At 66.3% G+C, this 26,074-nt stretch carries 25 protein-coding genes; 8 read left to right on the top strand and 17 right to left on the bottom strand.

The genetic code is table 11. The annotated features are described in order from the left end of the window. Positions 1-19 precede the first annotated feature (19 nt). Positions 20-337, top strand: coding sequence for a hypothetical protein (locus FDW81_RS11015; RefSeq protein WP_138134233.1), 318 nt, complete (start codon positions 20-22; stop codon positions 335-337). Between the two features lie 68 nt (positions 338-405). Here FDW81_RS11015 and pta read toward each other — a convergent pair whose 3' ends face one another. Continuing rightward, positions 406-2,526, bottom strand: a complete 2,121-nt coding sequence (pta, locus tag FDW81_RS11010) for a phosphate acetyltransferase (protein WP_138134232.1) — start codon at positions 2,524-2,526, stop codon at positions 406-408. Positions 2,527-2,865: 339 nt separating this feature from the next. Between pta and FDW81_RS11005 the strand changes: the two genes are divergently transcribed. The 5 genes from FDW81_RS11005 (at position 2,866) to FDW81_RS10985 (ending at position 6,917) form a co-directional block, all read left to right on the top strand. Next, entirely contained in the window at positions 2,866-3,351 is a 486-nt protein-coding gene (locus tag FDW81_RS11005) for a hotdog fold thioesterase (protein WP_138134231.1), read from the top strand. A 6-nt stretch (positions 3,352-3,357) separates the two neighbouring features. Further along, positions 3,358-4,710, top strand: coding sequence for a phenylacetate--CoA ligase PaaK (paaK, locus tag FDW81_RS11000; RefSeq protein WP_138134230.1), 1,353 nt, complete (start codon positions 3,358-3,360; stop codon positions 4,708-4,710). Positions 4,711-4,753: 43 nt separating this feature from the next. Beyond that, complete coding sequence (locus FDW81_RS10995) at positions 4,754-5,380, top strand: TetR/AcrR family transcriptional regulator (RefSeq protein WP_138134229.1); 627 nt, start codon at positions 4,754-4,756, stop codon at positions 5,378-5,380. An 84-nt stretch (positions 5,381-5,464) separates the two neighbouring features. Then, entirely contained in the window at positions 5,465-6,598 is a 1,134-nt protein-coding gene (locus FDW81_RS10990) for a S1C family serine protease (RefSeq protein ID WP_138134228.1), read from the top strand. A 13-nt stretch (positions 6,599-6,611) separates the two neighbouring features. Then, positions 6,612-6,917, top strand: coding sequence for a hypothetical protein (locus FDW81_RS10985; protein WP_138134227.1), 306 nt, complete (start codon positions 6,612-6,614; stop codon positions 6,915-6,917). A gap of 105 nt (positions 6,918-7,022) precedes the next feature. Here FDW81_RS10985 and FDW81_RS10980 read toward each other — a convergent pair whose 3' ends face one another. Both FDW81_RS10980 and paaZ read right to left on the bottom strand, forming a co-directional pair. Continuing rightward, complete coding sequence (locus tag FDW81_RS10980; RefSeq protein WP_138134226.1) at positions 7,023-7,418, bottom strand: VOC family protein; 396 nt, start codon at positions 7,416-7,418, stop codon at positions 7,023-7,025. Positions 7,419-7,513: 95 nt separating this feature from the next. Further along, positions 7,514-9,625, bottom strand: a complete 2,112-nt coding sequence (gene paaZ / locus FDW81_RS10975) for a phenylacetic acid degradation bifunctional protein PaaZ (protein ID WP_138134225.1) — start codon at positions 9,623-9,625, stop codon at positions 7,514-7,516. Positions 9,626-9,787: 162 nt separating this feature from the next. On the opposite strand from paaZ, the gene FDW81_RS10970 reads away from it, so the two are divergent. Next, on the top strand, positions 9,788-10,240 hold the full coding sequence (locus FDW81_RS10970) for a PaaI family thioesterase (RefSeq protein WP_138134224.1): 453 nt from the start codon (positions 9,788-9,790) through the stop codon (positions 10,238-10,240). A gap of 9 nt (positions 10,241-10,249) precedes the next feature. On the opposite strand, the gene FDW81_RS10965 is transcribed toward FDW81_RS10970, so the two are convergent. Genes FDW81_RS10965 through FDW81_RS10955 form a run of 3 tightly spaced genes read right to left on the bottom strand, consistent with a single transcriptional unit; the run spans position 10,250 to position 13,782 of the window. Beyond that, the gene (locus FDW81_RS10965; RefSeq protein ID WP_138134223.1) at positions 10,250-12,400 is read right to left on the bottom strand and encodes a S1 family peptidase; all 2,151 of its coding nucleotides are present in this window, start codon (positions 12,398-12,400) and stop codon (positions 10,250-10,252) included. Next, positions 12,397-13,116 carry a tyrosine-protein phosphatase gene (locus tag FDW81_RS10960; protein ID WP_240720183.1) on the bottom strand — a complete coding sequence of 240 codons (720 nt, stop codon included), beginning with the start codon at positions 13,114-13,116 and terminating at the stop codon, positions 12,397-12,399. The genes FDW81_RS10965 and FDW81_RS10960 overlap by 4 nt, the downstream gene beginning before the upstream one ends. A gap of 57 nt (positions 13,117-13,173) precedes the next feature. Next, a complete protein-coding gene (locus FDW81_RS10955; protein ID WP_138134222.1) occupies positions 13,174-13,782 on the bottom strand; it encodes a GNAT family N-acetyltransferase in 609 nt (202 codons plus the stop codon). A gap of 74 nt (positions 13,783-13,856) precedes the next feature. On the opposite strand from FDW81_RS10955, the gene FDW81_RS10950 reads away from it, so the two are divergent. Beyond that, complete coding sequence (locus FDW81_RS10950) at positions 13,857-14,090, top strand: DUF6480 family protein (RefSeq protein ID WP_138134221.1); 234 nt, start codon at positions 13,857-13,859, stop codon at positions 14,088-14,090. 15 nt (positions 14,091-14,105) lie between these two features. Here FDW81_RS10950 and FDW81_RS10945 read toward each other — a convergent pair whose 3' ends face one another. The 11 genes from FDW81_RS10945 to FDW81_RS10895 all read right to left on the bottom strand — a co-directional run bounded on the left by FDW81_RS10945 (position 14,106) and on the right by FDW81_RS10895 (position 26,009). Beyond that, entirely contained in the window at positions 14,106-14,978 is an 873-nt protein-coding gene (locus FDW81_RS10945) for a 3-hydroxyacyl-CoA dehydrogenase family protein (RefSeq protein ID WP_138134220.1), read from the bottom strand. Beyond that, the gene (locus tag FDW81_RS10940) at positions 14,975-15,775 is read right to left on the bottom strand and encodes an enoyl-CoA hydratase/isomerase family protein (RefSeq protein ID WP_138134219.1); all 801 of its coding nucleotides are present in this window, start codon (positions 15,773-15,775) and stop codon (positions 14,975-14,977) included. Before FDW81_RS10940 ends, FDW81_RS10945 begins: the two co-directional genes overlap by 4 nt. Beyond that, positions 15,775-17,001, bottom strand: coding sequence for a thiolase family protein (locus FDW81_RS10935; protein ID WP_138134218.1), 1,227 nt, complete (start codon positions 16,999-17,001; stop codon positions 15,775-15,777). The genes FDW81_RS10940 and FDW81_RS10935 overlap by 1 nt, the downstream gene beginning before the upstream one ends. Positions 17,002-17,161: 160 nt before the next feature. Next, complete coding sequence (locus FDW81_RS10930; protein ID WP_138134321.1) at positions 17,162-18,217, bottom strand: DNA polymerase IV; 1,056 nt, start codon at positions 18,215-18,217, stop codon at positions 17,162-17,164. A 248-nt stretch (positions 18,218-18,465) separates the two neighbouring features. Continuing rightward, positions 18,466-19,926 (bottom strand): amino acid permease, encoded by a 1,461-nt coding sequence (locus FDW81_RS10925; protein ID WP_138134217.1) that lies wholly within the window; start codon positions 19,924-19,926, stop codon positions 18,466-18,468. A 174-nt stretch (positions 19,927-20,100) separates the two neighbouring features. Then, positions 20,101-20,442 (bottom strand): Rieske 2Fe-2S domain-containing protein, encoded by a 342-nt coding sequence (locus FDW81_RS10920; RefSeq protein ID WP_138134216.1) that lies wholly within the window; start codon positions 20,440-20,442, stop codon positions 20,101-20,103. Then, positions 20,439-22,931, bottom strand: a complete 2,493-nt coding sequence (nirB, locus tag FDW81_RS10915) for a nitrite reductase large subunit NirB (protein ID WP_138134215.1) — start codon at positions 22,929-22,931, stop codon at positions 20,439-20,441. Before nirB ends, FDW81_RS10920 begins: the two co-directional genes overlap by 4 nt. Further along, positions 22,931-23,278: a molybdopterin oxidoreductase gene (locus FDW81_RS10910; protein ID WP_138134214.1), complete on the bottom strand. Its 348-nt coding sequence runs from the start codon at positions 23,276-23,278 to the stop codon at positions 22,931-22,933. The genes nirB and FDW81_RS10910 overlap by 1 nt, the downstream gene beginning before the upstream one ends. Before the next feature lie 114 nt (positions 23,279-23,392). Then, positions 23,393-24,259 (bottom strand): metal ABC transporter permease, encoded by an 867-nt coding sequence (locus tag FDW81_RS10905; protein ID WP_138134213.1) that lies wholly within the window; start codon positions 24,257-24,259, stop codon positions 23,393-23,395. Next, the gene (locus tag FDW81_RS10900; protein ID WP_138134212.1) at positions 24,259-25,023 is read right to left on the bottom strand and encodes a metal ABC transporter ATP-binding protein; all 765 of its coding nucleotides are present in this window, start codon (positions 25,021-25,023) and stop codon (positions 24,259-24,261) included. The genes FDW81_RS10905 and FDW81_RS10900 overlap by 1 nt, the downstream gene beginning before the upstream one ends. Next, positions 25,020-26,009, bottom strand: a complete 990-nt coding sequence (locus FDW81_RS10895) for a metal ABC transporter substrate-binding protein (protein WP_240720181.1) — start codon at positions 26,007-26,009, stop codon at positions 25,020-25,022. The genes FDW81_RS10900 and FDW81_RS10895 overlap by 4 nt, the downstream gene beginning before the upstream one ends. Positions 26,010-26,074: the final 65 nt, after the last annotated feature.

Raw genomic sequence — 26,074 nt, 5'->3', positions numbered from 1 at the left:
CGCCCGAGAGGACACTTCCATGACGAATGAGCCCGCTTCGATCGACGAGAACGACCCCACCAACACAGGATCCAGCAGCACCGCTCCCCTGAATGCCAAGGCGGATTCGGACCCCGGCGGTGGAACCGGCGCCGGGTCCGGCAATCAGGACCCCACCGGGGTGGAGGGCGCCAACCCTGCACTGGACGACACCGGCAACCTTAAGGCTGCCGAGACCGGCGAGGCTCCGGAGGCGCCGGAGAAAACAGAAGACCTCGACCTCACGCCGCAGGGCCTCTCCGATGAGCCGGCCAAGCAGGAGGACGAAGGGAGCCTGGCCAAGCCGGACAACAGCTAAGACCTGCAAAAGGACGACGCCGGCACCCAACCGGGTGCCGGCGTCGTCCTTTTCTGCGTCGGCCTTTTCTAGGAAGCCGGCGCCTGCACTGCGCTCTGGAGCGGCTCCTGCGCGGGATCCTGGGCCTGCGCCTGAATGGCAGTGATGGCCACGGTATTCACGATGTCCTCCACTGTGCAGCCGCGGGAGAGGTCGTTGACCGGCTTCCGCAGCCCCTGGAGGACAGGCCCCACGGCCACGGCCCCCGAGCTCTGCTGCACGGCCTTGTACGTGTTGTTGCCCGTGTTCAGGTCCGGGAAGATGAACACGGTGGCCTGGCCTGCCACCGAGGAGCCCGGCATCTTGGACTCGGCAATGGAGGCGTCCACGGCGGCGTCGTACTGGATGGGGCCTTCGACGGCGAGGTCCGGGCGGCGCTGGCGCACCAGTTCGGTGGCCTGCCGCACCGCGTCCACCGCCTGCCCGGCACCCGAACCGCCGGTTGAGTAGGACAGCATGGCCACGCGGGGCTCCACCCCGAACTGCGCTGCGGTCTCCGCCGACGCGAGCGCGATGTCCGCCAGCTGCTCCACGTTGGGATCCGGGTTCACGGCGCAGTCGCCGTAGACCAGCACGCGGTCCGGCATCAACATCAGGAACACCGAGGAGACGATCTTCACTCCGGGGCGCGTCTTTACGAACTCGAGCGCAGGCCGGATGGTGTGGGCAGTGGTGTGGGCAGCGCCGGAGACCATGCCGTCCACCACTCCGAGCTGGACCATCATGGTGCCGAAATAGCTCACGTCCTGCATGATTTCCAGCGCCTTCGCCACGTCCACGCCCTTGTGCGCGCGCAGCTCGGCGTACTTCTCGGCGAATTTCTGCCGGAGGTCCGAGGTTGCCGGATCCACAATGTTGATGCCGGAGAGGTCGATGCCCTGGGCAGAAGCCAGTTCACGGACATCCGATTCGGGTCCCAGCACGGTGAGGTCGCAGACGTCGCGGCGGCGCAGAATTTCCGCCGCCCGCAGGATCCGCACGTCCGTGCCCTCCGGCAGCACCACGTGCCGGCGCTGCGAGCGTGCACGCTCAATCAGGTCATGCAGGAAGCGCAGCGGGGTCATCCGCTCGGGTCGGGGCAGGTGCAGGCGCTCCACCAGCTCGGTCTCGTCCACCCGACGGGACCAGAGCCCCAGCGCGGACGCCACCTTGCGCCGGTGCCCCGACCAGATCTCGCTGCGGACCTCGGAGACCCGGCGCGCCGTCTGGTACGTGTCCTCACTGGCCGCGAACACCGGGAACGGGGCCTGGGCCAGCAGCGGGTAGATGTTGGCGTCCGGCGCAAGCCCGCCAGTCAGGATCAGCCCCGAAGGCACCGGGAACTCGGGCGAGAAGGACGAGGCCAGGCACGCCACCATCACATCCGCGCGGTCACCGGGAACGATCACCAGGGCACCCTCGTCCAGCACATTGAGAAAGTTGCCCACGTTCATGGCCGCCACCTTGATGTCCTTCACATCGCGCTCCATGTCCGCCAGCCCTGCGATCTGGCGCACCTGCAGGGCACTGGCCACCTCACCGGTGGTGGGCCGGGCGATCTCATCCAGTTCCGGCAGGATGTACACAGGCCTGTTGGACGCGCCGGGCTTTATGGCCACACGGATCTCTTCCAGGTCCTCCGGGTCCGCACGGTTGACCATGATGGCCAGCAGGGCACACCTCTCGGCGGCCAGTTCCTTCCGGGCGACCTCCACAGCCGCCGCCGTCTCAGCCACAGTGCGCCCCTTTGCGCCCACCACAGCCAGCACAGGCGTGGCCAGGTTGTTGGCCAGGCGTGCGTTGAGGTCGAACTCGACGGCGGAGTCCTGGCCCACCAGGTCCGTCCCCTCCACGATCACCACGTCGCAGTGTCGCGAGATCTCCGCGAAGATCCCGACGCAGCGGGCATCAATCTCCGCCCGGTTTCCTTCAGCCAGCAGGGCCCGGACCTCTTCATACGTCAGGCCGCCGCGGCACCTGTCATCCTCGAGCACGAAGCGGGATTTCATCAGCGTCACCATGGGATCCGCCGCGGGATCCGGGCCATGGACAACAGGCTTGAAAAACCCGATCCTGTCCGCGTGCCGGTGCAGGGTGTCCGCCAGGCCCAAAGCCACGAGTGACTTGCCTGAGCCAGGGGTGGTTGCGCTGACGTAAATGCCTGTGGCCATGGTCCGCCCTTTTGCTGTGTGCTGGTGCCGGTCCTTCCATCCTTGCACTTCGGCCGCGGCTTTCGGCAGGGTTTAGCGTTGCGGAGCGTGTGGTGATGGGCACGCAGGGCGGACCCGCGGCGGCAGGTGCGTGCCGCCGTCGTACCTTCCCGCCGGGTTGCTTTTCCCGCACCCCGTCCGGCGCGCCAGGCACGGCGGCGTGTCCCCGCCAGGGCGCGCTGGCCCGCGGGAGCAGCCAGGCAGGAAGGCGCAGCCGCAACCCCAGTGGCCCTTGACACGGTACCCCCTGATGGGATTACCTAATGAACATTCGGTAAATAAAGCTGGAGGCAATGACGCATGGCTGAAACCGCCCTTTCGGGGCCTACCCACCAGATACTGGAGAACGATTACGCCTCCGAGTGGATGGGCATCCAGGTCCTCGCCCTTAGCGACGGGCATGCCACCATCCGGATGACCCTCCGGCAGGAAATGCTCAACGGCTTCGGCATGGCCCACGGCGGAATGATCTTCGCCTTCGGGGATACCGCCTTCGCACTCGCCTGCAACCCCGCCGTGCCGGCCCCCGGCGAGGAAAACAGCATCACTGTGGCCTCGGGCGTGGACATCAACTTCCTGAAACCCGCCTTCCGCGGCCAGGTGCTGACCGCAGTGGCAGACCGCCGCTCCAGCGCTGGCCGGAGCGGGCTGTACGACATCCAGATCTTTGCCGCCGATGCGCCGGAGCCGGGCCCCGAAAGCCCCGGTTCAAGCCCCAACCCAGGCCAGCCAGGCGAGCTCATAGCCGAGTTCCGCGGACGCAGCCGCACCATCCCCAAGAAGTAGGAAACCATGACCCTGCATGCCCCCGAATCCCCCGCCGCTGTAACAGCCGATGCCGGGCTTGACCGCGAAGAGACCATGTCCCGCGACGAGCTCGAGGCCCTCCAGCTCAGCCGCCTGCAGCACACCGTTGCCTACGCCTACGAGCGCGTGCCGCTGTACAGGCGCAAGTTCGACGACGCCGGGGTCCACCCCGGCGACCTGCGCGAACTGGACGACCTGGGCAACTTCCCCTTCACCACCAAGGAAGACCTGCGCCAGGAGTATCCGTTCGGCATGTTCGCTGTCCCCCAGAACGAGGTGGCCCGCGTCCACGCCAGCTCCGGCACCACCGGCCGTCCCACCGTGGTTGGCTACACCAAGCAGGACCTGGCCGACTGGGCCAAACTCGTGGCCCGCTGTTTCCGCGCCTCCGGCATCCGTCCGGGCATGAAGGTCCACAACGCCTACGGCTACGGCCTGTTCACCGGCGGACTTGGCGCGCACGCCGGCGCCGAAGCCCTGGGCTGCACCGTAATCCCGATGTCCGGCGGGCAGACCGAACGCCAGATCCAGCTGATCCAGGACTTCAGCCCCGATGCCATCCTGTGCACCCCCACTTACCTGCTGACCATCGCGGACGCCATGGCGCACATGGGGATCGATCCCACCTCAACCTCGCTGAAGCATGCAGTTTTGGGCGCCGAGCCGTGGACCGAGGAGATGCGGCACGAGCTGGAGGTCACCATGGACCTCAAGGCCTGTGACATCTACGGCCTCTCCGAGGTGATGGGCCCGGGTGTCGCCGGGGAGGCAGTGGAGACGCAGGACGGCAGCCACATCTGGGAGGACCACTTCCGGCCCGAAATCATCGACCCCTTCAACCCGGTGGTGGGCAAGGAGAACGTCCTGCGCGACGGCGAACACGGCGAGCTCGTGTTCACCTCGCTGACCAAGGAAGCGCTGCCCATCATCCGGTACCGCACCAAGGACCTCACCCGCCTGCTCCCCGGCAGCGCCCGCCCGGCGCATCGCCGCATGGGCCGCATCACCGGCCGCAGCGACGACATGATCATCCTGCGCGGCGTGAACCTGTTCCCGTCGCAGATCGAGGAAATCGCCCTCCGCATCCCCGAGCTCAGCCCGCACTTCCAGCTGGAACTCGCCCGGCCCGAGGGCCAGCGGATGGACCAGATGACGGTGAAGATCGAGCGCCGGGACAGCGTCACCGCTGAGCAGAGTACGACGGCGGCACGCACCTTGAAGGAGCAGATCAAGATTCACGTGGGTTCTTCCTGCGAGGTGGATGTAGTGGAGCCGGGCTCGCTGGAGCGGTCCAACGGCAAGCTGCGCCGAATCTACGACCTGCGGCCCAAGGGGTAGTACGAGCACCGGCTGACCGACCGTTCATGAGAAACTAACGTCTATGCCCAGCACCACTGAAACAGCAAGTACCGGCAACGGCGCGAAACGCGGCCGCCCCGGATACGACCAACAATCTGTGCTGCGCATCGCCGTCGACGTCTTCAACCGGCACGGCTACGACGCGACGTCCATGGGCATCCTCGCGGACAACCTCGGCATCTCAAAATCTGCCATCTACCATCACGTGCCCTCGAAAGGGGACCTCCTCAAGCTCGCCCTCGACCACGCCCTCGGCGGGCTCGAGGCCATCCTTGAACAGCCCGAGGCGACGTCCGGCGCCGCCGATGCACGCCTGGAGTTTGTCCTCCGGCAGACCGTGGCCGTGCTGGTGGACCGGCTGCCGTTCGTCACGCTGCTCCTGCGGCTGCGGGGCAACACGGAAATCGAGCGGGACGCGCTGGAACGCCGACGGACCTTCGACCACAAGGTGGCCGCGCTGATCTCCGCGGCCCGGGACGACGGCTCGCTGCGCCAGGACATCGACCCGCGCACCGTCACCAGGCTGCTGTTCGGCATGATCAACTCGATCGTGGAGTGGTACAAGCCGGGCGGATCCCTCTCGCCCGAGCGGCTTGCCGACGACGTCATCACCATGGCCTTTGACGGGCTGCACTCCACTACGCCGTAAGCCAAAATACTAAGGGTGCTTGGTATTTCTGCTGATCCCCGGCTACGGTGGTAGGACCAGCCAGGATCCGAAGGAGGCCCGCCCATGAGCACCACCGTCAGCCGCGGACTGCGCCGTCCAGCCCCCGCCGGCAGGGCCGCTGTCCGCACTGCGGCCGGAAGCCTGGTGCTGGCAGCCTCCCTGGCCCTCACTGCCTGCACTGGCAGTACCCCTCCCCCGGAAGCCACCGAGACTTCTGCCGCCGGAGCAACCTCCACCGCCACGCGTGGCAGCACGACCGGCAGCACTGCCGCTCCCCAGGCGCCGGCCGCTTCGGGTGACATTCCCCAGCTGGTGGAGAACCTTGCACCCTCAGTGGTGACCATCTTCACCGAAGGCGGACTGGGCAGCGGCGTGGTCTACTCCGAGGACGGCCTCATCCTCACCAACGAGCATGTGATCAGGGGCAACGACAGGGTGGAGGTCGCCTTCGCCGACGGCCAGCGGGTGGAGGGCACCGTCAGGGCCGCTGATCCCGTCACCGATCTTGCCCTGGTCCAGGCCAACCGCACCGGACTGCCCAAGCCCGTCTACCAGACCACCCTGCCGCAGGTGGGTGAGGGTGCGCTGGTGCTGGGTTCGCCGCTCGGCTTTGAAAACACCGCTACCTCCGGCATCATCTCCGGCTTGCACCGCTCCATTCCGGGCTCCGCTTCCAACAGCCTTTCCCTGGTGGACCTGATCCAGACCGACGCCCCCATCAGCCCGGGCAACTCCGGCGGTGCGGTCATCAATATGCGCGGCGAGATCATCGGCATCAGCGAGGCGTACATCCCGCCGTCAGCCGGCGCCGTGGCGCTCGGCTTCGCCATCCCCGCTGCCACCGCAGTCGAGGTGGCCGAGGAACTACTGGCGGACGGCACCGCCGAACACGCCTATCTGGGCCTGACACCGGGGGAACTGACGGCGCAGATTGCCGAACAGTTGGGCATCGACGCCAGCACCGGCGTCGTGGTTCTGGCCGTGGACGAGGACGGCCCGGCGGGCCGGGCCGGTATCCGGCCCGGTGACGTGCTGGAGTCCATGGAAGGCGTCGAACTGGCCTCGCCGGAGAAGCTGCTGGCCGAACTCCGCAACCGCAACCCCGGGGACACCGTGGGATTCAAGGTCAAGCGGGAGGACCAGAGCCTTGACCTCAAGGCGGACCTTATCGACCGGCCAACAGGAAACACCCGATAGGAAGGTAAGAAAAATGAGCCACCCCAAAGAAGAACCGGATGCCGGCTTCATCGTCCCGGATCCCTCCCAGGTCCGCGAGGACATTCCCGGCGACGCCGGCGACGAGGCCAACGTGATCCGCTTCAGCGAAGAGCAGGCCCTGATCGAGGAACAGGCCCACGGCATCCGGCCGGACACCTACAGCGTCCCCTCGGGCGGCCCCACCATGGCGGAAGCACGCGGCAACATGGACCGCTCCGACCAGAGCGACAGCGGACGCGGGACGGGCCCGGAGGATGACAGCAGCGACGACGGCCTGCACGGCGGCGCCGAGTCCTGACATCTCGGACCGGTCACCACCGGCCATCCTGACAAGCAGGGGCGCCCCGGATTATCCCGGGGCGCCCCTGCTGTCGCTTCACGACTTTCGTTTGACGGCGCTGCGCTAGAGCTCGTATTCGGCCTGGACGCCGAGCTTCTCGTGGACGCAGAGGATGTTGTGCTCGGTATCCATGAACCACGCGCACTTCTCGGAATTGGTGGTGCAGATGTGGTTCTCTGTCTTCAGGTTCGGCAGGTCGTAGTCCTGGAACTGCACGCCCCTTGCCTCCATGTCCCGGACGGTCTTCTCGATGTCCGTGACCTCGAAGCTCAAGGCGGTGTGTTCGGAGTGCTTGCCGTCCGAGACCGGCATCAACTGCAGCATGGGACCGCCGTCGCTGCCGAGTAGTTCGCTTCCGTCGTCTGCATTGCCGCGGTGCGGGAGTCCGAGTTTTTCGGTGTAGAACCTCCGGGCCCGCACTGCGTCATCGACTGGCAGGACGGTTGTGGCTGTGTTCATTCTTAGGCTCATGTGGCCACCTCCTACGGGCAGAATTTTACGCTTCCGCCCGCCAAAAAGACCCGGCCTTTTTCCCTCTTTGAGACGGGGTGGGGCTACTTTTCGACGAGAGTGAGGACGTCGTAGGTGGCCACGATCTCGTCGTTCTGGTTGGTAAGGACCGCGTCCCAGGCCACCTCGCCGTACTCGTCCGTCTCGCGGGGGGTGATCTTCTTGGCGGTCAGGGTCACCCGGATGGAGTCCCCCGCAGCCACGGGCGTGATGAAGCGCAGGTTTTCAAGCCCGTAGTTGGCCAGGACCGGGCCCGGCGCAGGCTCCACGAACAGTCCCGCGCCCCACGCCAGCAGTAGGTACCCATGCGCCACGATGCCCGGGAAGAACGGGTTGGCTTCCGCCGCTTCCTGGTTGGTGTGGGCGTAGAAGGTATCGCCCGTGGAGTCTGCGAATGCGGTGATGTCCTCAAGGGTGACCTGCCGCAGGTCGGACCGGACGGCGTCGCCAATCCGCAACGTCTCCAGGGACTTGCGGAACGGGTGCGTCCCCTCGGTCTCGAGCGTGAAGTTGCGGTCCGCGCCGGCGTGCCACATGCCAGTGACGGCGGTGAGCATGTTCGGCGAACCCTGGATGGCGGTGCGCTGCATGTGGTGCATCACGGAGCGGATGCCGCCCAGCTCTTCGCTCCCGCCGGCACGGCCGGGACCCCCATGGACCAGGTGCGGCACGGGCGAGCCGTGGCCGGTGGAGCTGCGGGCATCCTCCCGGTTGAGCATCAGAACGCGGCCGTGGTGCGCGGCAATGCCGGAGACCAGTTCGCGCGCCACCGAGGGATCGTTGGTGCAGACCGTTGCCACCAGTGAGCCGCTGCCCTTGGCGGCGAGCCGCACGGCGTCGGAAAGGTCGTTGTACCCGATCACCGATGAAACGGGCCCGAACGCCTCCAGCGAGTGGACCTCCTCCGCCTCGGGGTCCTGCCATCTGAGCAGGACCGGCGCCATGAATGCTCCGCCGTCCACCACCCCGGTGGAACCGTCCGCAGAGGTGACCGACGGCGAATCCAGCGTTCCGTACGCGAGCTCACCTCCGGCGTCGAGCATGGACTGCACTGCTGCCCGCACATCCTCAAGCTGTTCCACGGAGGCGAGCGCGCCCATGGTTACGCCGTCGGCGCGCGGGTCCCCCAGCACTATCCGCTCCTGGATGCGCTTGCCAATGGCGGCGGATACCGCCGGGACGTGCTCCTGCGGCACAATGGCGCGGCGGATGGCGGTGCACTTCTGCCCGGCCTTGGCCGTCATTTCGGTAACCACGGACTTCACGAAGGCGTCGAATTCCGGGGTGCCCTCTACGGCGTCCGGGCCAAGGATGGCGGCGTTGAGGGAGTCGGTCTCGGAAGTGAACCGCACCCCGCCTTGGACCACATTCGGGTGGGATTTCAGGGACAGCGCGGTGGAGGCAGAGCCGGTAAAGGCCACCAGGTCGCGGTAGTCCAGGACATCCAGCAGGCCGCGGACGGAACCGGAGATCAGCTGCAGCGAACCCTTGGGGAGGATGTTGGATTCAACAATGGCCTTGACCACGGCCGCCGCTACGTAGCCGGTGGGAGTGGCAGGCTTCACGATGGTGGGAACCCCTGCGATAAAGGCGGGGGCGAATTTCTCCAGCATCCCCCAGACCGGGAAGTTGAAGGCGTTGATCTGTACGGCAACACCGGGGATTCGGGTGTAGATGTGCTCGCCGGCGAAGGACCCGTCCTTGGACAGCACCTCCATAGGCCCGTCCACCACCACCTGGGAGTTGGGCAGTTCGCGCCGGCCCTTGGAACCGAACGTGAAGAGGACGCCGATGCCGCCGTCGATGTCGATCATGGAGTCCACTTTGGTGGCGCCCGTCTGCGCCGAGAAGGTGTAAAAGTGCTCCCGCCGGGCGTGAAGGTACTGTGCCAGCTCCTTGAGCTTGAGGGCACGCTGGTGGAAGGTCAGCTGGCCGAGTTCCGCCTGCCCGGTGGTCCGGCCGTACTCCACAACGGCGGCAAGGTCCAGCCCCTCCGTGCTCACCTTCGCCAGGATCTGCCCCGTGCTCGCATCCCGGACGGGCATTGCAGACGCTGACGCTCCGGCGTCGGGGGTCCACCAGGAATCCATGATGAAGCTGGGGACTGTCTCCACGGTGTCAACCGTGGCCTGGGGAGCTGTGGCAGTGGTGGTCATCGTTGACGGGTCCTTCCAACAAAGGGGCAGACAGAAGCGGCCATGATTACTGACCGTCCGTTCGGTAATATATTTACCATACAGGAATGTGCCCGCTGCACACTAGGAGTCTGGTGCACACTGGAAAGGGCCCTGCCACGCCGCCACCAATGAGGAGAGCACATGAGCACCCCGTCACCCGAGGACACAGCCGCGGAAACCCAGCCCGCCATCGATCACGAACTGTGGAAGATCACGCTCGGCGAGCTGGACGAGAAGATGGGCGTGAAAATCCTCGAGGAGTCCGTGGAGCGGGTGGTGGCTACCATGCCCGTCGAGGGGAACAGGCAGTCATTTGGCCTCCTGCACGGGGGCGCATCTTTGGCGGTAGGCGAAGCCGTGGGTTCCTGGGCCGCGGTCATCCATGCGAGCAGGCTGGGAAAGACGGCGGTGGGCGTGGATGTTTCCGCCACCCATCACCGCTCGGCACGGGAGGGGCAGGTCACCATCACCGCCACGCCGATCCACCTGGGCGGCACCATCACCACCCACGAGGTACTCATCACCAATGAGGCCGGCCAGCGGCTCTGCACCCTGCGCATCACCAACCTGCTGATGAGGCGCCACCACAAGTAGCCCTATGCCCTATCCCGACGGGAGCCGCCGGCGGCGAACCAGGGCAACCAGCACCCCGCCCACAGCGATGACGCCGGCGGCCGCGCCAGCCGCGGGAAGCGCGCTGAAGCCGGTATATGCGAGGTCACCTGCGCGGGGCAGGTTTCGCGCATTGTTGCCTGCGCCGTTGCCAGTGTCCGCAAGGCCGGCAGGAGGGGTTTGTACAGGGACGGGTACGATGACGGCGGCATCGCCATCCGGGGAAGGACCGGTTGGGGCCTGGGCAGGCTTGCCCGGGTTGGATGGTGATGGCTGGGCCGCAGCTGGTTCTTGCGGGGCCGCTGGCGCTGGTCCGGCAGGCGCCGGCTCGGCAGGCGCTGGCTCGAACTCGAAGCTCACGGCCCCGGAGGCACTGAAGCCGTTGACGGTCTCCGCGCTGAACCGGAGCACTTCCCTGCTGTCCGGCGCCGTGAAACTCCAGCTTCCGTCCGGGTTCACGGGGACTTCGGAGGGCTGCCGCCCCTGGACGCTGATCCGGACTGCGGATCCTGCCGCAACCTCGGTGGCGGGGGCTGCATGGACATTACCGCTGATCATCTGGCCGGGCTCGTAGACGGTCCCAGGGGCCGGGGACACAACGGCAGGCTTGTTGAGGAACAACTCCAACTGGTACCCGGGAAGGACGGCGAGACTGTCCGTCAGGGTGGCACCGACAGCGAAGTTGGGCAGTGGCGGCTGGTCCCGCTCAGGGGCGGCATCACCTGCGGCGTGCGTTCCCACAGCATAGTTCCCGCTGACATAGGGACCACCGGAATCACCTCCACTGGACTGGACACCATAGGAGAGGAACCCGTTAAAGGCCCTCAGATCCAGGGGTTCAGTAGGCTCACTCCCCTCCGTGGGCTCTACGTAGTTCGGCCCGGGCACGATGAAGATTCCCACCGCATCAACAATGCCGCAGGACCAGGCCGAGGTCCTTCCGGAACGGCAGACGGGCATCCCGACCACGGGATCGGCTTTGCCAATGATCTTCACATCAGGTCCCGCCTGCGTCGTATCGCCCCACGTGCTGGCGGCGGGCAAGGGGTCCAGGTCAGGGCGCAAGGATCCGATCACGGCAATATCTGTTCCCACGTTGCCCGGGTCCGTAAGTGCCATGTTGCCCGGGCCAGTGGGGGTTTCGGGGTCCAGGACCCAGGAGTTTCCCGGGCCGCCGAACTGGCTGAACCCAAAACTGCCCAAATGCCCGGCCGGAACACCCTGAAGCAGAAGCTCAGCGGTCTTGGCGGTCCCGTCGGAGGCACAGTGCCCGGCAGTCAAAACTGCCGGCAGGCCCGTGGGATCGAATGCGGAAAAACCTGTGGAGCAGATCCAGCCGGTGTCGGCTTGGTAGCCGACTCCCCCGGGAACATCCGCCTCCAGCGCAAGCGGGGCGGCGTCGTCGAGCTCCACATTCGCGAACCTGGAGGCAAACTCGGCCGGCGATACCCTGCCGTCACCTGCCCCCGCAGTGCTTGACGCACGGGCCCCCAAGGCAGTGCCATCCTTGGCCGCTTCCGGAGCATTGATACCGCCGGTCCGGATCACGAATTTTCCGCCGGTATCCACTACGGCCTGCAGTCCCTGCAGGCCTACGTCGGCGACATAGGCTTGGAAGAGCTGCTCGGTATTAAGTGCAAGCTCGGAGCCCTGGCGGGCGGAAGTGGCAACGGCAGGAGCTGAACTGCCATCCACCCCGGCAGGATCCGGCGGAGCCTCAACAGCCAGTTCAGGGATACTGCCGGCCAGCGCAGCCACTGCCGCCGAAAGTACGGGACCGGTTCCGGACACCACGATCCTGCCGTCCTGAAGCCGGATGCCCGAATAGCCAGGAACTTCGCGGAGCTGCCCGGCGGCAGCTGCGGCCCGGGCCCCCAGCTCCCCTGCCGCGGCGAACTGTTCCGGACTAAGGCCCAAGTCCCGCTGGGCAGCCTCGGCGAGGGCGGCGGCAGAAAGGGTGCCGGACAAGGAAGAACCTGAAAGGGAAGGCCCCAAGCTTCCAGCCTCAACGGCGGCGCCGGGGAGGCTGTCCGCCGGCGGCTGTGAAGTGGCCGACGCCGGCGCAGCAACCAGGGCTGATGAGGCCAGCACCCCGGCGGCCGCGCCGAAGGAGAGGAACCGCCGCAGGGGGAAGGCTCTCATCGGGCTACCCGCGCTCCGCATAGGGCCAGCACTGCGTGCAGTTCCTCGCCGCTCAGGCCGTTCCCCAGCAGGAACGCCCGGGTATCCAGCGTGCGCACAAACTCCGCCGCAGCATAGCCGCGGGCCTCGAGCAGCGGAGCCAACTCCTCCTCTTCGAGGTAGCGCTCACGCGAATGGGGAGGACCGTGGGTACGGTACCGCTCATTGATGCCGCGGGCCGAGCGCCGGTACCCCTCGGCAATGGAGTGGTCGGAATCCCCCGCGAGGTCCTGGACCATGGCGGCTACCATGCCGCTGCGGTCCCGCCCGGCTGCGCAGTGCAGCACCACGGCTCCGCGTCCGGCCGCTGCGGCCAGTTCGCGGAAGATGCTCACCAGCTTCTCCGGGAAGATTCGGGCGTTCTCCGCATAGTGGGCCGGATCGTTCAGGTAGGGGCCGGTGACTGCGGTGAGGCGGGGATCGCCCGGCTCCTCAGTAGGCGAGGAAACCACAGTGATCCCGGACCATGCTGAAGCGGCCAGGACCGGATCCGTTTCCCTCCGCTGCGCCTCCGCAGCGTTGCGGAGGTCGATCACTGTGCGGACGCCGTCGTCGTACGCCTGCCGCCAGCCCGCTTCCGTGAGCCATTCGCGCCGACCCATCCGGTACACGCCGCCGGCGACATGCCAGGCGTTGACAGCGCCATCCCAGTCCATGGATCTGTCCGGTTTATTCATCCGCACAGCTAACCACAAGGCAACAAAACGCGCACGTCATAAGCAGCTAATAAGACGCTACCCGCGCCGGGCTAACCGGTACTCCAGCCCGGCCCGGACGGAGGGCCACTCGTGTTCCAGGATGGAGAACACCACGGTGTCACGCAGGATGCCGTCGCGGGTTCTTGAGTGGCTGCGGAGCACGCCGTCCTGCTTAGCGCCCAGCCGGGCGATGGCTTCCCGCGACTGGTGGTTCAGCCAGTGGGTGCGGAACTCCACGGCGGGGCAGCCGAGAACGTCGAAGGCATGGCCCAGGAGCAGCAGCTTGGAGTCCGGGTTGGTGCCCGTCCCCTGGACCGACGCAGCGTTCCACGTGGAGCCGATCTCCAGCCGGGGAGTGCCGGCGTCGATGTTCATGTACGTGGTCATGCCGATGATCCTGCCCGGACCGCCGGTATCCCTGTCGATCAGGCGGGTGGTGAACGGCAGCATGGAGCCCTCGGTTTGAAGGGCCAGGCGGCGCCGGATTTCACCTGCCATTTCTTCGGGAGTTGGAACCGAGGTGTACCAGAGCTGCCAAAGCCCGCCGTCCGCGGCAGCCTCCACCAATCCGTCGTGGTGTTCCTCTGCCAGCGGCTCAAGGATTACATGCCTGCCGGTGAGGGTAAGGGGTTCAAGGAAGGTCATTGCACCAGCCTAGGTCCAACCATCCGGGCCGGTTACGCTGGGAAAGCACCAGGACGACGACGAGGGAGAAAAACGTGTCAGGACAAAATCCGGACCCGGAAGAAGACAAGCTGACCGGCCTGGAGCCTGGCGGCGGAGTACCGCCGGGCGAAACGCCGCCGGGCGAGGCATCCACAAGCACCACCCAGGGCCATGACGAGCACGGCACGAAAAAGGGCACCCAGTTCTTTTGGATCGCGGTTATCGCCGCCGTCGTTCTGCTGTCGCTGCTCTATTTCATCGGCTACATCGTCGGATTCTTCGACTAGCCGCAGGCTAACTTCTCAGCTGGGCCAGTCGAAAAACCCTTTGCCCGTCTTGCGCCCCAGCTCCCCACGGGCCACCTTGTCCCTGAGGATCTGGGGCGGGGCGAACCGCTCACCGAGGGTCGAGTGCAGGTACTCGGCGATGCCCAGCCGGACGTCCAGCCCCACGATGTCCGTGGTCCTGAGGGGTCCCGTTGGGTGCTTGTAGCCCAGGACCACTGCGGCGTCGATGTCCTCCGCAGAGGCAACGCCTTCCTCCACCATGCGCATCGCCTCCAGCGCAATTGCCACCCCCAGCCGTGAGGAGGCAAAGCCCGGGGCATCATTGACGACGACGGCGGTCTTGCCGAGTGCCTCAACCCACCCTTTTGCCTCGGCCGCGAGCCCGGGCGAGGTTTGCTCCCCCAGCACCACCTCGATCAGGGTTGACGCCGGCACCGGGTTGAAGAAGTGCAGGCCCAGGAAATTCTCCGGCCGCTTCAATTCCCGGGCAAGACCGCTGACGGAGAGTGAGGATGTGTTGGACGCCAAGTACGCATTCTGGGACAGACGCTCCTCGATGCCGCGCAGTGAAGCGACTTTCAGGTCCCAGTCCTCGGGGACGGCTTCCACCACCAGCTCGCGGTCGGCGAAGGCATCGTAGTCAAGACCCACCGTGAGCCGTGAGGCCAGCTCGTTCAGGCTGGCGTCCGCCATTCCGCGCTCGATGCTCTTCACTGCGGCGGCCTCCACCCGCTCACGGGCAGCCTGCGCGGACTGGTCGTCGCGCTCGACCACCAGCACATCAGCACCCTTGACCAGGAAAGCGTGGGCGATTCCGGCGCCCATGCGTCCGCCGCCCAGGACACCCACGCGGGCGGGCAGGCCAGGGGCCGGATGGGGGACGTTCATGCGTTCTCCTTCTTTCCAATTTCTGCCTTCTTACCGGCTTTCTTGTCCAGAAACTTCTGCATCCGGCTGAACTTGGCTTCGGATTCGAAGAGGATGCCCTGCGCCAGCTGGTCGATCAGGGGATGGGCCTCGGCCGGGGCGTGGAACACGGACTTGGTAATCCGCACCGCCAGCGGATCCTGCCGGCTGATCCTGCCCGCCAGATCGTGTGCCGCGTCCATCAGTCCGCTTGCTTCGTGGATCTCGGTGATGAGGTTGACCGCGAGGGCTTCCTCAGCGGTGAGGACGCGGCCTGCGAGGAGGATCTGCTTGGCCACCGGCTCCCCCACGAGTTCCTTCAGCCGCCAGCTGGCACCGGCGGCGGCGAGGATGCCCAGCCCGGTTTCCGGGTTTCCGATGCGGACCGTGGGAGTTCCAATCCTGAAGTCCGCGGCATAGGCGAGCTCCGCGCCGCCGCCCAGGCAGTAACCGTCGACGGCGGCGATCACCGGCATGGGCAGCTTGGCGATCCGCACGAAGATGGTGGAGTTGATGGCCTGCAGGGCGTCGTCGCGGCGCCGCTCGCGCAGTTGGGCTATGTCCGCTCCGGAGGCGAACACGCCCTCTACGCCCGCGATGATGAGCACTTTGGGGTTCTGCTCCAGCGCGGTGCAGACCACGTGCAGTTCGTCCACCATCTGCTGGTCGATGGCGTTGCGCACCTCGGGCCGGTTCAGCAGCACCACTACCCGGTCGCTGCGTTCCTCCACCAGGAGTGCGTGGAATTTCTCCGCCGCCAAATCCACGCCCCCGGCCATCAGACCTTCTCCAGCAGCATGGCGGTGCCCTGTCCCACGCCGATGCACATGGTGGCCAGGCCAACCTTCGCGTCCTCGCGCTCCATCCGGCCCAGCAGCGTGATGGCAATCCGTGCCCCGCTGGAACCCAGCGGATGCCCCAGGGCGATCGCGCCGCCGTCGTTGTTGACGATGTCCGGTTCCAGGCCCAGCCGCCGGATACAGGCAAGTGACTGCGTGGCAAAGGCTTCGTTGAGTTCGACCGCGTCAAGGTCGCCTACGCTGAGGCCTGTCCGCTTGAGGACCTTCTGGGTAGCAGGAACAGGGCCGATGCCCATGATTTCCGGCTCACACCCGGCCGATGCGCCGTCGATGATGCGTGCCCGGGGGGTCAGTCCCAGCCTTTCGATGGCTGCCTCGGACGCCACGATGATGGCTGAAGCGCCGTCGTTGAGGGAGGACGAGTTGCCCGCCGTTACCACTGCTCCGCCGTGTGCCACTGGCTTGAGGCCTGCGAGCACCTCCATACTGGTGTCCTTGCGGGGGCCTTCATCGGTGTCCACAACGGTCTGCGACTTCCGGCTCTTCACGGTGACGGGAACAATCTCGTCCTTGAACCGCCCCCCGTCGATGGCGGCCAAGGCCCGCTGGTGGGAGCGGACGGCAAACTCGTCAGCGTCCTCGCGGGAGATCTTGTCCACGCGGGCCACTTCCTCGGCGGTTTCAGGCATGGAGTACGTCATCTTGCCGTCACGTGAAAGGCTGCCGTGCTGGAAATGCGGGTTGGTGAAGCGCCAGCCGATGGAGGTATCGAAAATCTGGCCCGGCTTCGCGAAGGCAGCGGACGGTTTCTCCTGCACCCACGGGGCCCGGCTCATGGATTCCACGCCGCCGGCGATCACCACGTCCGCGGCTCCGGCCTTGATCATGTGGCTTGCCTGGATGATGGCGCTAAGCCCGGAGGAGCACAGCCGGTTGACGGTGATGCCCGGGATGTGGAGGGGAAGTCCCGCGAGCAGGGTGGCCATCCGGGCCACGTTGCGGTTTTCTTCCCCGGCTCCGTTGGCGTTGCCCATGATGACCTCGTCGATGCTGTCCGGATCGAGGCCTGCCCGGCTCACGGCCTCCCGGAGTACCAGGGCCGCGAGGTCGTCGGGGCGAACTGACGAGAGCGAGCCGCCGTATTTGCCCACCGGCGTTCGTACCCCGCCGACAAGGAAAGCCTGCGGACCTGCGGTTGCAGCCATGGAAACACCCTTCACGCGATAAACAGCACTGTCATCGGCGGCCGGCAGCGCTCCCGCTCCTTACCGACCGTTCGTTCTGTAAATAGTACACGGCGGGGCTTCCGATGCGTAGCTCCGGGAGGGACCGGCTGGAGGCAGTGAGCTGTCCGGACCCGTTCCGTCACCATCCGCTGCGGGTGGGCGTATGCCCCTGCCGGGAGTTTTCAGGCATCGTCATTTCTGCCCGCAGCCCAAGGAGTCTAATGGGATGGCCCGGCTCGATCCTCGCCACCAGCTCCAGGGCGCGGGCGAGGACTTCCGCGGGGTCCGCCGTCTCGGGGATCTTCCGCGCGTAGGTCTTGGTGGTGAATGGGGCGTAGCGGACCTTCAGCGTCAGCCCGACCACCGGCCGTCCCTCGGCCGCCACATCCTCCAGCACGTGCGCCGCCAGTTCCCTCACCGCGCCGTCAATCTGCCCGGGCTCGGTCAGGTCCTGTTGGAAGGTGGTTTCACGGCTGTGCCCGCGCGCCACCCAGGGCGTGTCGTCAACTGTCCGCGCTCCGTCGCCCCGTCCGAGCTGCGCGTACCAGGGACCCATCTTCGGCCCGAACTCCGGAACCAGGTCGTCAGGGTTCGCAACCGCCAGCTCCGCCACGGTCCTGATGCCCAGTTTTGCAAGGCGGGCAGACACTTTGGTTCCCACACCCCAGAGTTCGATGGTCGGCCGGCTCCCCATCACGTCGAGCCAGTTCTCTGCCGTGAGCCAGTAGACGCCGGCGGGCTTGCCGAACGTGGTGGCCACCTTGGCGCGGACCAGGGTGTCACCGATGCCCACGCTGCAGTGCAGCTGCGTTTCCGCCAAGACTGCCTGCTGCAGCTGCCGGGCGTAGGCCTCCGGATCCTCATCCTGCACACCGACGAACGCTTCATCCCAGCCCAGTACCTGGACGGTGGCGCCGGGCTGGGAGCGCAGGACGGACATCACCTTGTCGGACGCAGCCAGGTAGGCTTCCTGGTCGACAGGCAGGATGACGGCGTCCGGCACTTTCCGCGCGGCGATGCGCAGCGGCATCCCGGAGCCGACCCCGTACGCCCGGGCTTCATACGACGCAGTGGACACTACTGCCCGCTCGGCGGGATCGCCGCGGCCGCCAACAATCACCGCCTTGCCCGCGAGTTCGGGCCGGCGGAGCACTTCGACAGCTGCGATGAACTGGTCAAGGTCCACATGCAGCACCCAGGATTCGTCCACAAGCCCCAGTCTGCCCGCCCCGGGCAGTCCGCACCAGCACCTGAAGCAGCAGCAACCGCGACCCGTGTTGCCTTCCTGCCCGGTTGCTAGCTGCACGGCGGGTGCAGCGGGGACACACAGCCCCCCGGACCCGCAGCGCGGTCACTAAGTGGGCAGGAACGCACGCGGGGAAACGCCGACGGCGGGCCGCCCTCCCCAGGGCGTCCCGCCGTCGTACCTACTGCCGAGAAGAACTAGCTGAACAGCTCACTCTTCGGCTCATTGTCCTTGACCTTCTGCCAGCCCAGCCACAGGAGCACCGCGAAGAACGGGATGGTGGCCAGGGTCCAGAGGCCCAGGTAGAAGACCTCGCCGGTCTTGCTGGTCATGGTGTCGAAGCCGATCAGCATCGTGATTGCCAGCAGCCCGAGCAGGCCGGCCCAGCTGGTCCACGGCGAACCGGGCATCGGCAAGGTGGACGTGACACCCTTGCGGCGGCGCAGCACAATCTGGCTGGCAAAGATGGAGCCCCAGCAGAAGATTACGCCGATGGAGGCGGTATTCAGGGCAAGGTCGAATGCGTGCGAGCCGCCCAGCCAGATGTTCAGCATGATGCCCACCAGGTAGAAGGCCGCGATGCCCAGGATGGCCGCGTACGGGACGTGGCGCTTGGACATCCTGGTCAGCCACTGCGGGGCGTGACCGTTGTTGGCCATGGTGCGGAACACGCGGCCGATGGAGTACAGGCCGGAGTTGCAGGAGGAGAGCGCGGCAGTGATCACGATCATGTTCATCACGTCACCCACCCAGCCCAGGCCCATCTGGCCGAAAACGGTGACGAACGGGGAGATGCCTGCCTTGTACTGGTCCGACGGCAACAGCATGGCGAGCAGGGTCACGGAACCGACGTAGAACACCACGATGCGGAGGACGACGGCGCGGATCGCCTTGGGCACTTCGCGTTCCGGGTTCTGCATCTCGCCGGCGGTAATGCCGACGAGCTCGATCCCGTTGTAGGCGAAGATGACGGCGTTGAGGACCAGGACCATTACCAGTGCGCCCTTGGGGAACATGCCCCCGTCGGCAGCAAACAGGTTGGCGACCGACGCGTTGCCGTCGCCCACCTGGGCGTTGGTGACCACCATGAAGGTGCCCACCACCAGGAAGATCAGGATGGCGCCCACCTTCAGGCAGGAGGCCCAGAATTCGAACTCGCCGAAGGCCTTGACGCTGAGCAGGTTCACTGCCACCAGGAGCGCGAGCGCGGCGATGGCCGAGGCTTCCACCGGGACGTTGGGGAAGAAGAACTGGAAGTACAGGCCGATCGCGATCAGTTCGGCGATGCCGGTCATACCCCAGTTAATGAAGTACATCCAGCCGGACAGGAAGGCGCCCTTCTTGCCGAACATTTCGCCGGCGTAGCTGACGAACGAACCGGAGGTCTGGCGGTACATGATGAGCTCGCCGAGGGCCCGCATGAGCAGGTAGGCGATGACGCCGGCGATGGCGTAGGAGAAAATCAGGGCCGGACCGGTGGAGGCGAGGCGTCCGCCGGCACCCATGAACAGGCCGACGCCGATGGCGCCGCCCATGGCAATCATGGTGACGTGGCGCCGGCCCAGGGTCTTGCTGTAACCCTCGGCGCTGAGGGTGGGGTCGACGGCGGTGGATGGTGCCGTGCGGTTCTGCAGGTCTGTGGGGGTACTTTGAGGCACAACGATTCCTTGTGGGTTGGGGGTTGGCCGCATCCGGGAAACGAGTAATGCAGCTCACATAATTCGGTCAGATCGGTCAGAGGCTGACGTTTATGAGTGCATTAGCTCGCTCAGCCGAAGCTTCACGCGGCTCGTCCATCCTACAAGACGCGCGGGGGTGTTACGTGACGCGCGCTACACAGGGGCCGTTTCCAGCACCAGGTTTTGCTCCCGGTCCAGCCTCACGCGGTAGGTCTGCAGCGCGTTTGCGCCTGTTGTGGAGCAGCCGGTGGCAAGGTCGAAGGCGTGCTGGTGCAGCGGACAAATAACCACCTGCCCGTCGATGGTGCCGTCCGCAAGCGGGCCGCCGCGGTGGGGGCAAACGGCAGACACCGCCCGCAGTGAACCTTCCCGCAGCCGGAACACGGCCACCTGCTTCCCGTCCACGGCGAAGGCGCGCCCCTCCCCCACCGGGATCTGCTCCAGCGGGCCCAGGACGTGAATCTTCGTACCCGTACCCGTCTCCGTGCTGCTCATCGGACCGGCACCTGTGGAAGAACCGTCAGGGGCAGCGAGGTGCGGAACTGCCCGGGGGTCTGCGGGTCGTCGCGTTCCCGCCACGGATCCACGTAGCTGTCCACGCTGGCCTGCATCGCCTCGTCCAGCCGGCCGGCAATCCCCTCTGCATCGTCCACAATCACGGCGCGGAGATGATCGATGCCCACCCGCGGCACGAAGGCGTAGGTCCGCTCCAGCCAGTTGGCCTGTTCCCTGTAGTACTGAATGAACCGGCCAGCCAGCACCTTCACGTCCTCCGGGTCGTCAACCGTGGCCAGCAAGTCCCCTTTGCGGATGTGGGCACCGGCGGCACCGCCCACGTAGATCTCCCAGCGGCCGCCCTCCACGGCCACAACTCCCACGTCTTTGACCAGTGATTCGGCGCAGTTCCGCGGACAACCGGAGACGGCGAGCTTCAGCTTGGCAGGGGATTCAAGTCCCTGGAAGCGTGATTCGAGCTCAACACCCAGCCTGGTGGAGTCCCCGGTGCCGTAACGGCAGAAGTCCTGGCCAACGCACGTCTTGACCGTGCGGAAGCTCTTGCCGTAAGCGTACCCGGAGGGCATATCCAGGTCAGCCCACACCTGCGGCAGGTCCTCCTTGCGGATGCCCAGCAGGTCGATGCGCTGCCCGCCCGTCAGCTTGATCAGCGGGACCTTGTGCTTCTCTGCGACGTCGGCGATGCGGCGCAGCTGCTGGACCGACGTCACGCCGCCTTTCATCTGGGGCACCACGGAAAAGGTGCCGTCCCGCTGGACGTTCGCGTGGACCCGGTCATTGATGAACCGCGCATCGCGTTCATCGATGTACTGATCTGCGAGCATCATCTTCAGCAGCGAGGCCAGCCCCATCTTGGATTTTGCGTCCTCCCTGCCGCCGGGGGCCAGTGCCTGGAACACCGCCGAGACCGAGCGCAGCCCACGCTTCCGGATTTCGGCCATCAGTGCCTGCTTGTCCAGCGGGATGCCGGGAACGTAATAGCTGGCGGCAGGGTCATCCTCTACCGCTCCGCCGGCCGCCCACTCCACCACCTGGCCCACCAGCAGCTTGCAGGAACCGCACCCCTTGCCGGCGCGGGTGGCGTCCATGGCTCCGGCCACTGTGGTGCAGCCGCCCTTGACGGCGTCCGCGAGCGCCCTCTTGCTGACGCCGTTGCAGTTGCAGACCTGTGCGTCGTCGTCGAGCTCCGCAACTCCCACCTCCTGGCCGGGCGTGCCGAGGTCGAACATCAGGCCGAGACGTTCCTCGGGCAGTGGCAGGCCGCGGTCGAAGGCCTGCGTCAGGAAGGCGACCTTCCGGCTGTCCCCCAAAAGCGTGGCGCCAACCATCTTGTTGTCCCGGACCACGATGGACTTGAACACCCCGCGGCTGGGCTCTGAAAAGACGATGTGCTCGTCGGTCTCAAGTTCCGGCCCCTGCAGGCCCATCGAAGCAACCTCGACGCCGGCGACCTTCAGCTTGGTGGCCGTGCGGGAGCCAAGATACGCGGCGCCTGTGTCCGCGCCCGTGACGTGGTTGGCCAGCACCGCCGCCTGCTCCCACAGCGGTGCCACCAGCCCGTACACCTGGCCCCGATGCTGGACGCACTCCCCCACGGCATAGACGTCGTCCTCGTCCTGGACCCGCAGGCTGTCATCCACCACGATGGCGCGTTCCACCGGCAGTCCGCTGAGGACCGCCAGGTCCACATTGGGCCGGATGCCGGCCGCCATCACCACCATGTCGCACTCGATGTCGGGCCTGTCCCGCAGCCGGACACCCGCCACCTTGTCCGTTCCCAGCACGGCAGTGGTCCGGCTGCCGGTATGCACCCCGATTCCCAGTCCCTGCACGCTTCGGCGGAGCACCGCACCGCCCTCGGGCCCCATCTGCGCGCTCATCAGGTGGCCGCCGGAGTGCACCACGTCCACCTCGAGGCCATGGCGGCGCAGGCCGGAGGCAGCTTCCAGCCCAAGAAGGCCTCCCCCGATCACCACCGCGTGCCGGTGGTGCTCATGCTGCGCATACGCCACCATTTTGCGGGTGTCATCGATGGTCCGGAAGCCGAAAATGCCGTGCTTCACGGAACCGCCCGGAGTGTAGAGCCCCTCCATTGGCGGCATATGGGAGCGGCTTCCGGTGGCGATGATGAGGGTGTCATAAGGCGTCACCCTGCCATCGCTGGAAAAGACGTGCTTGGTGAAGCGGTCAATCCGCTCCGCCCGGACGCCCGCATGCAGCGTGATCCCGTTGTCCCGGTACCACGAGAGCGGATTGAGAAAAATGGCTCCATCATCCTCGTCCCCCGCGAGGACGTGACTGAGCATGATCCGGTTGTAGTTCCCGTAGGGCTCGTCCCCGAACATGGTGATCCGGAACTGCTCCGTTCCACCGCGTGCAATAATTTCCTCCACGGCACGGGCTCCCGCCATGCCGTTGCCGATGACCACCAGCCTGGGCCGGGCGTCCGGCACGCCGGAGCGGGACATCAGTGCTCCACCATTCCCAGGTCGATCACCACGGATCCGTTAAGTCCCTCGGGAGCTGCCAGATAGAGCTCGATTACCGAACCGCCGTCGATATCCTCCACCACCCGCAGCGGTACATGGACATCGCTCTTGGCGCCAATGGGAAAATAGCGCATGGGCACGCCATTGCGCATCAGCACCACGGCGATCAACTCACTGCTGGAATTGCCGCCGCGGAAGTAGAGCGCCTGATTGACCACCCCGTCCGGGACGTAGTGCGAAAGCTCGCTGTGGAGGGGCATGGGCTTTTCCAGCCCCAGGCCCTGGAAATGGTAGATGCCCTGCAGGAAAAGATTCTTGGTGATCACGGACAAGTCCTTTCGGCGGAAAACGGGCGTGGCTCCATCTTGCGCCGCGGATGTTTCAGCCTGCCGTTCGCGCGGTAAAGACTGCTTAAAGCAAATCTCACCGCCAGGCGTCCGCTACACAGCCACCGCTGCTGCCTTCCTGCGCCGGGCCTTCGCCAGCCGGGTCCCGATCAGCCCCTGCCGTGGACTGAAGAGGTACACGGCAGCGAACACGATGCCCTGCGTGAGCACCACCATGGCGCCGGAGGCCGTGTCCAGGTAGTAGCTGACGTAGATCCCGGTGATTGAGCAAAGTGCCGAGACCACCGGGGCGATGACCAGCATCCGCGAGAACCGGTCCGTGAGCAGGTAGGCCGTGGCACCGGGAATGATGAGCATAGCCACCACCAGCACCACACCCACGGTCTGCAGCGCCACCACGGAGGTCAGGGCCAGCAGGCCCAGCAGCAGCGCGCCGAGCCGCCGGGGTGACAGGCCGATGGCATGGGCATGGGTGGGGTCGAAAGCGTACAGGGTCAGGTCCCGGCGCTTCAGGACCAGGATGGCGAAGGCCACCACGCCCAGCACCAGGACCTGGATGAGGTCCGGGACACTGACGCCCAGGAGGTTGCCGAAGATGATGTGGTTCAGGTCCGTCTGGCTGGGGGTAACGGAGATCAGCACCAGGCCCAGGGCAAAGAGGGAGGAGAAAACGATGCCGATGGCAGCGTCCTCCTTGACCCTGCTGGTGTTGCGTACCACGCCGATCAGGGTCACGGCCACCAGTGCGAACACCAGGGCGCCGAGCGCGAACGGGGCGCCCACAATGTAGGCCAGCACGACGCCGGGCAGCACCGCATGCGAGACGGCGTCGCCCATGAGGGACCAGCCGATGAGGACGAGCCAGCAGCTGAGGACGGCGCAGACGACGGCGGCGAGCGCGGTGGTCACGATGGCGCGGACCATGAAGTCATAGCTGAGCGGTTCGAGCAGCAGCTCCATCAGGCGCTCCTCCTCTCATTGCTGTCCCGCTGGTCCCGGTTCAGCACGTCCAGGCCGAAGGCCATGGCCAGGTTCTCCGGCTGGAGCACCAGTTCCGGCGGGCCATGCATCAGGACCCGGTGCATGAGCAGCACAGCCTCGTCGCACAGTTCGGGAAGCGCATGCAGGTCATGCGTGGACACCAGGATGGTGCAGCCGTCCGCGGCAAGCTCCCGCAGCAGCCGGGTAATCGTGGCCTCGGAGCGCTTGTCCACCCCGGCGAAGGGCTCGTCCAGCAGCATGGTGGTGGCGCCCTGCGCGATGCCACGGGCCACGAACGCGCGCTTCTTTTGCCCACCGGACAGCTGGCCGATCTGCCGGCCGGCGTAGTCTCCCAGCTCCACCCGGTCCAGGGCCTGGTCCACGGCGGCCCGGTCCGCTTTTGACGCCCGGCGGGTAAAGCCCTGGCGGCCGTAGCGGCCCATCATCACCACATCGCGGACGGACAGCGGGAACTGCCAGTCCACCTCCTCGCTCTGCGGCACGTAGCCGATGCCCCCTTCCCGACGGGTCCGCGAAGGAGACTGTCCATGGATCCGGACGGTGCCGGCGTCGGGCCTGATCATGCCCATGATCACCTTGAAAAGGGTGGATTTGCCGGAACCGTTCATGCCCACCAGACCGCAGATCCGCGCGGGGTCCAGGGTCAGGGACGCGGCGTCCAGGGCCAGGACCTCGCCATAGTGCACGGTCACGTTGTCAACGAGGATGGCGGGGGTGCTCATGACCCTGCCCCCGTAAGGGCTTTGGTGATGACGTCCGCGTCGTGCCGGATCAGGTCCAGGTAGGTGGGGACGGGACCGTCCGCTTCGGAGAGGGAATCCACGTACAGAGTCCCGCCAAACCTGGTGCCCGTGGCTTCCACCACCTGCTGCATGGGAGCGTCGGACACCGTGGATTCACAGAAGACGGCTGGTACTTTGTTGGCCCTGACGTACTCAATGGCACGGGTGATCTGCTGGGGCGTGGCCTGCTGTTCGGCGTTCACGGCCCAGATGTAGAGCTCCTTCAGGCCGGCATCACGGGCGAGGTAGGAGAAGGCCCCCTCACAAGTGACCAGGGCGCGCTGGGGTTCCGGCACAGCGGCTAGGCTGGCGGTCATCTGGTCCTGCACGGCCTGGAGTTCGCCCTTGTAGGCCTCACCGTTTGCCTTGAAAGCCGCGGCGTTCTCCGGATCCAGTTCGCTGAAGGCCTTCACCATGTTGTCCACGTAGACCTGGACGTTCAGCGGCGACATCCAGGCGTGCGGGTTCGGCTTGCCCTGGTAGGCATCCTCGCTGATGGACATGGGCTCCACGCCTTCGCTGACCACTGCATGCTTCACGTCCAGCCCTTCGACGAACTGCCCGAACCAGGCCTCCAGGTTCAGTCCGTTGTCCAGGATCAGGTCGGCCTTGGATGCCTTACGGATATCCCCGGGAGTCGGCTCGTAGCCGTGGATCTCGGCCCCCGCCTTGGTAATGGACTCCACGGTGAGCTTGTCCCCGGCGACGTTCCGGGCGACGTCGGCCAGAACAGTGAAGGTGGTCAGGACCACCGGCTTCCCGTCCCCGTTTCCCGCGGCCCCGCCACCGCAGGCGGTCAGCAGGAGGGAAAGGACGACGGCGGCCGCGGCCACACCCAGCGGACCCAGCGGGCGCCGGGAGCTGGTTCCCCCGCTGGCATTGGCTCGAGCGGCTACTTTGGCGCACCGAAACGCAAATTTAGGCATACCGAACATTCTAGGGGAAGCCCGTTTTCGCCAGCAATCCGCCACCCTCCCAGCCGGGGTTAGGC

The organism is Pseudarthrobacter sp. NamB4 (assembly GCF_005796185.1).
Classification (GTDB): Bacteria; Actinomycetota; Actinomycetes; order Actinomycetales; family Micrococcaceae; genus Arthrobacter.
The sequence above is the reverse complement of the archived record's forward strand: the minus strand, read 5'-3'. Positions and strand labels throughout refer to the sequence as shown.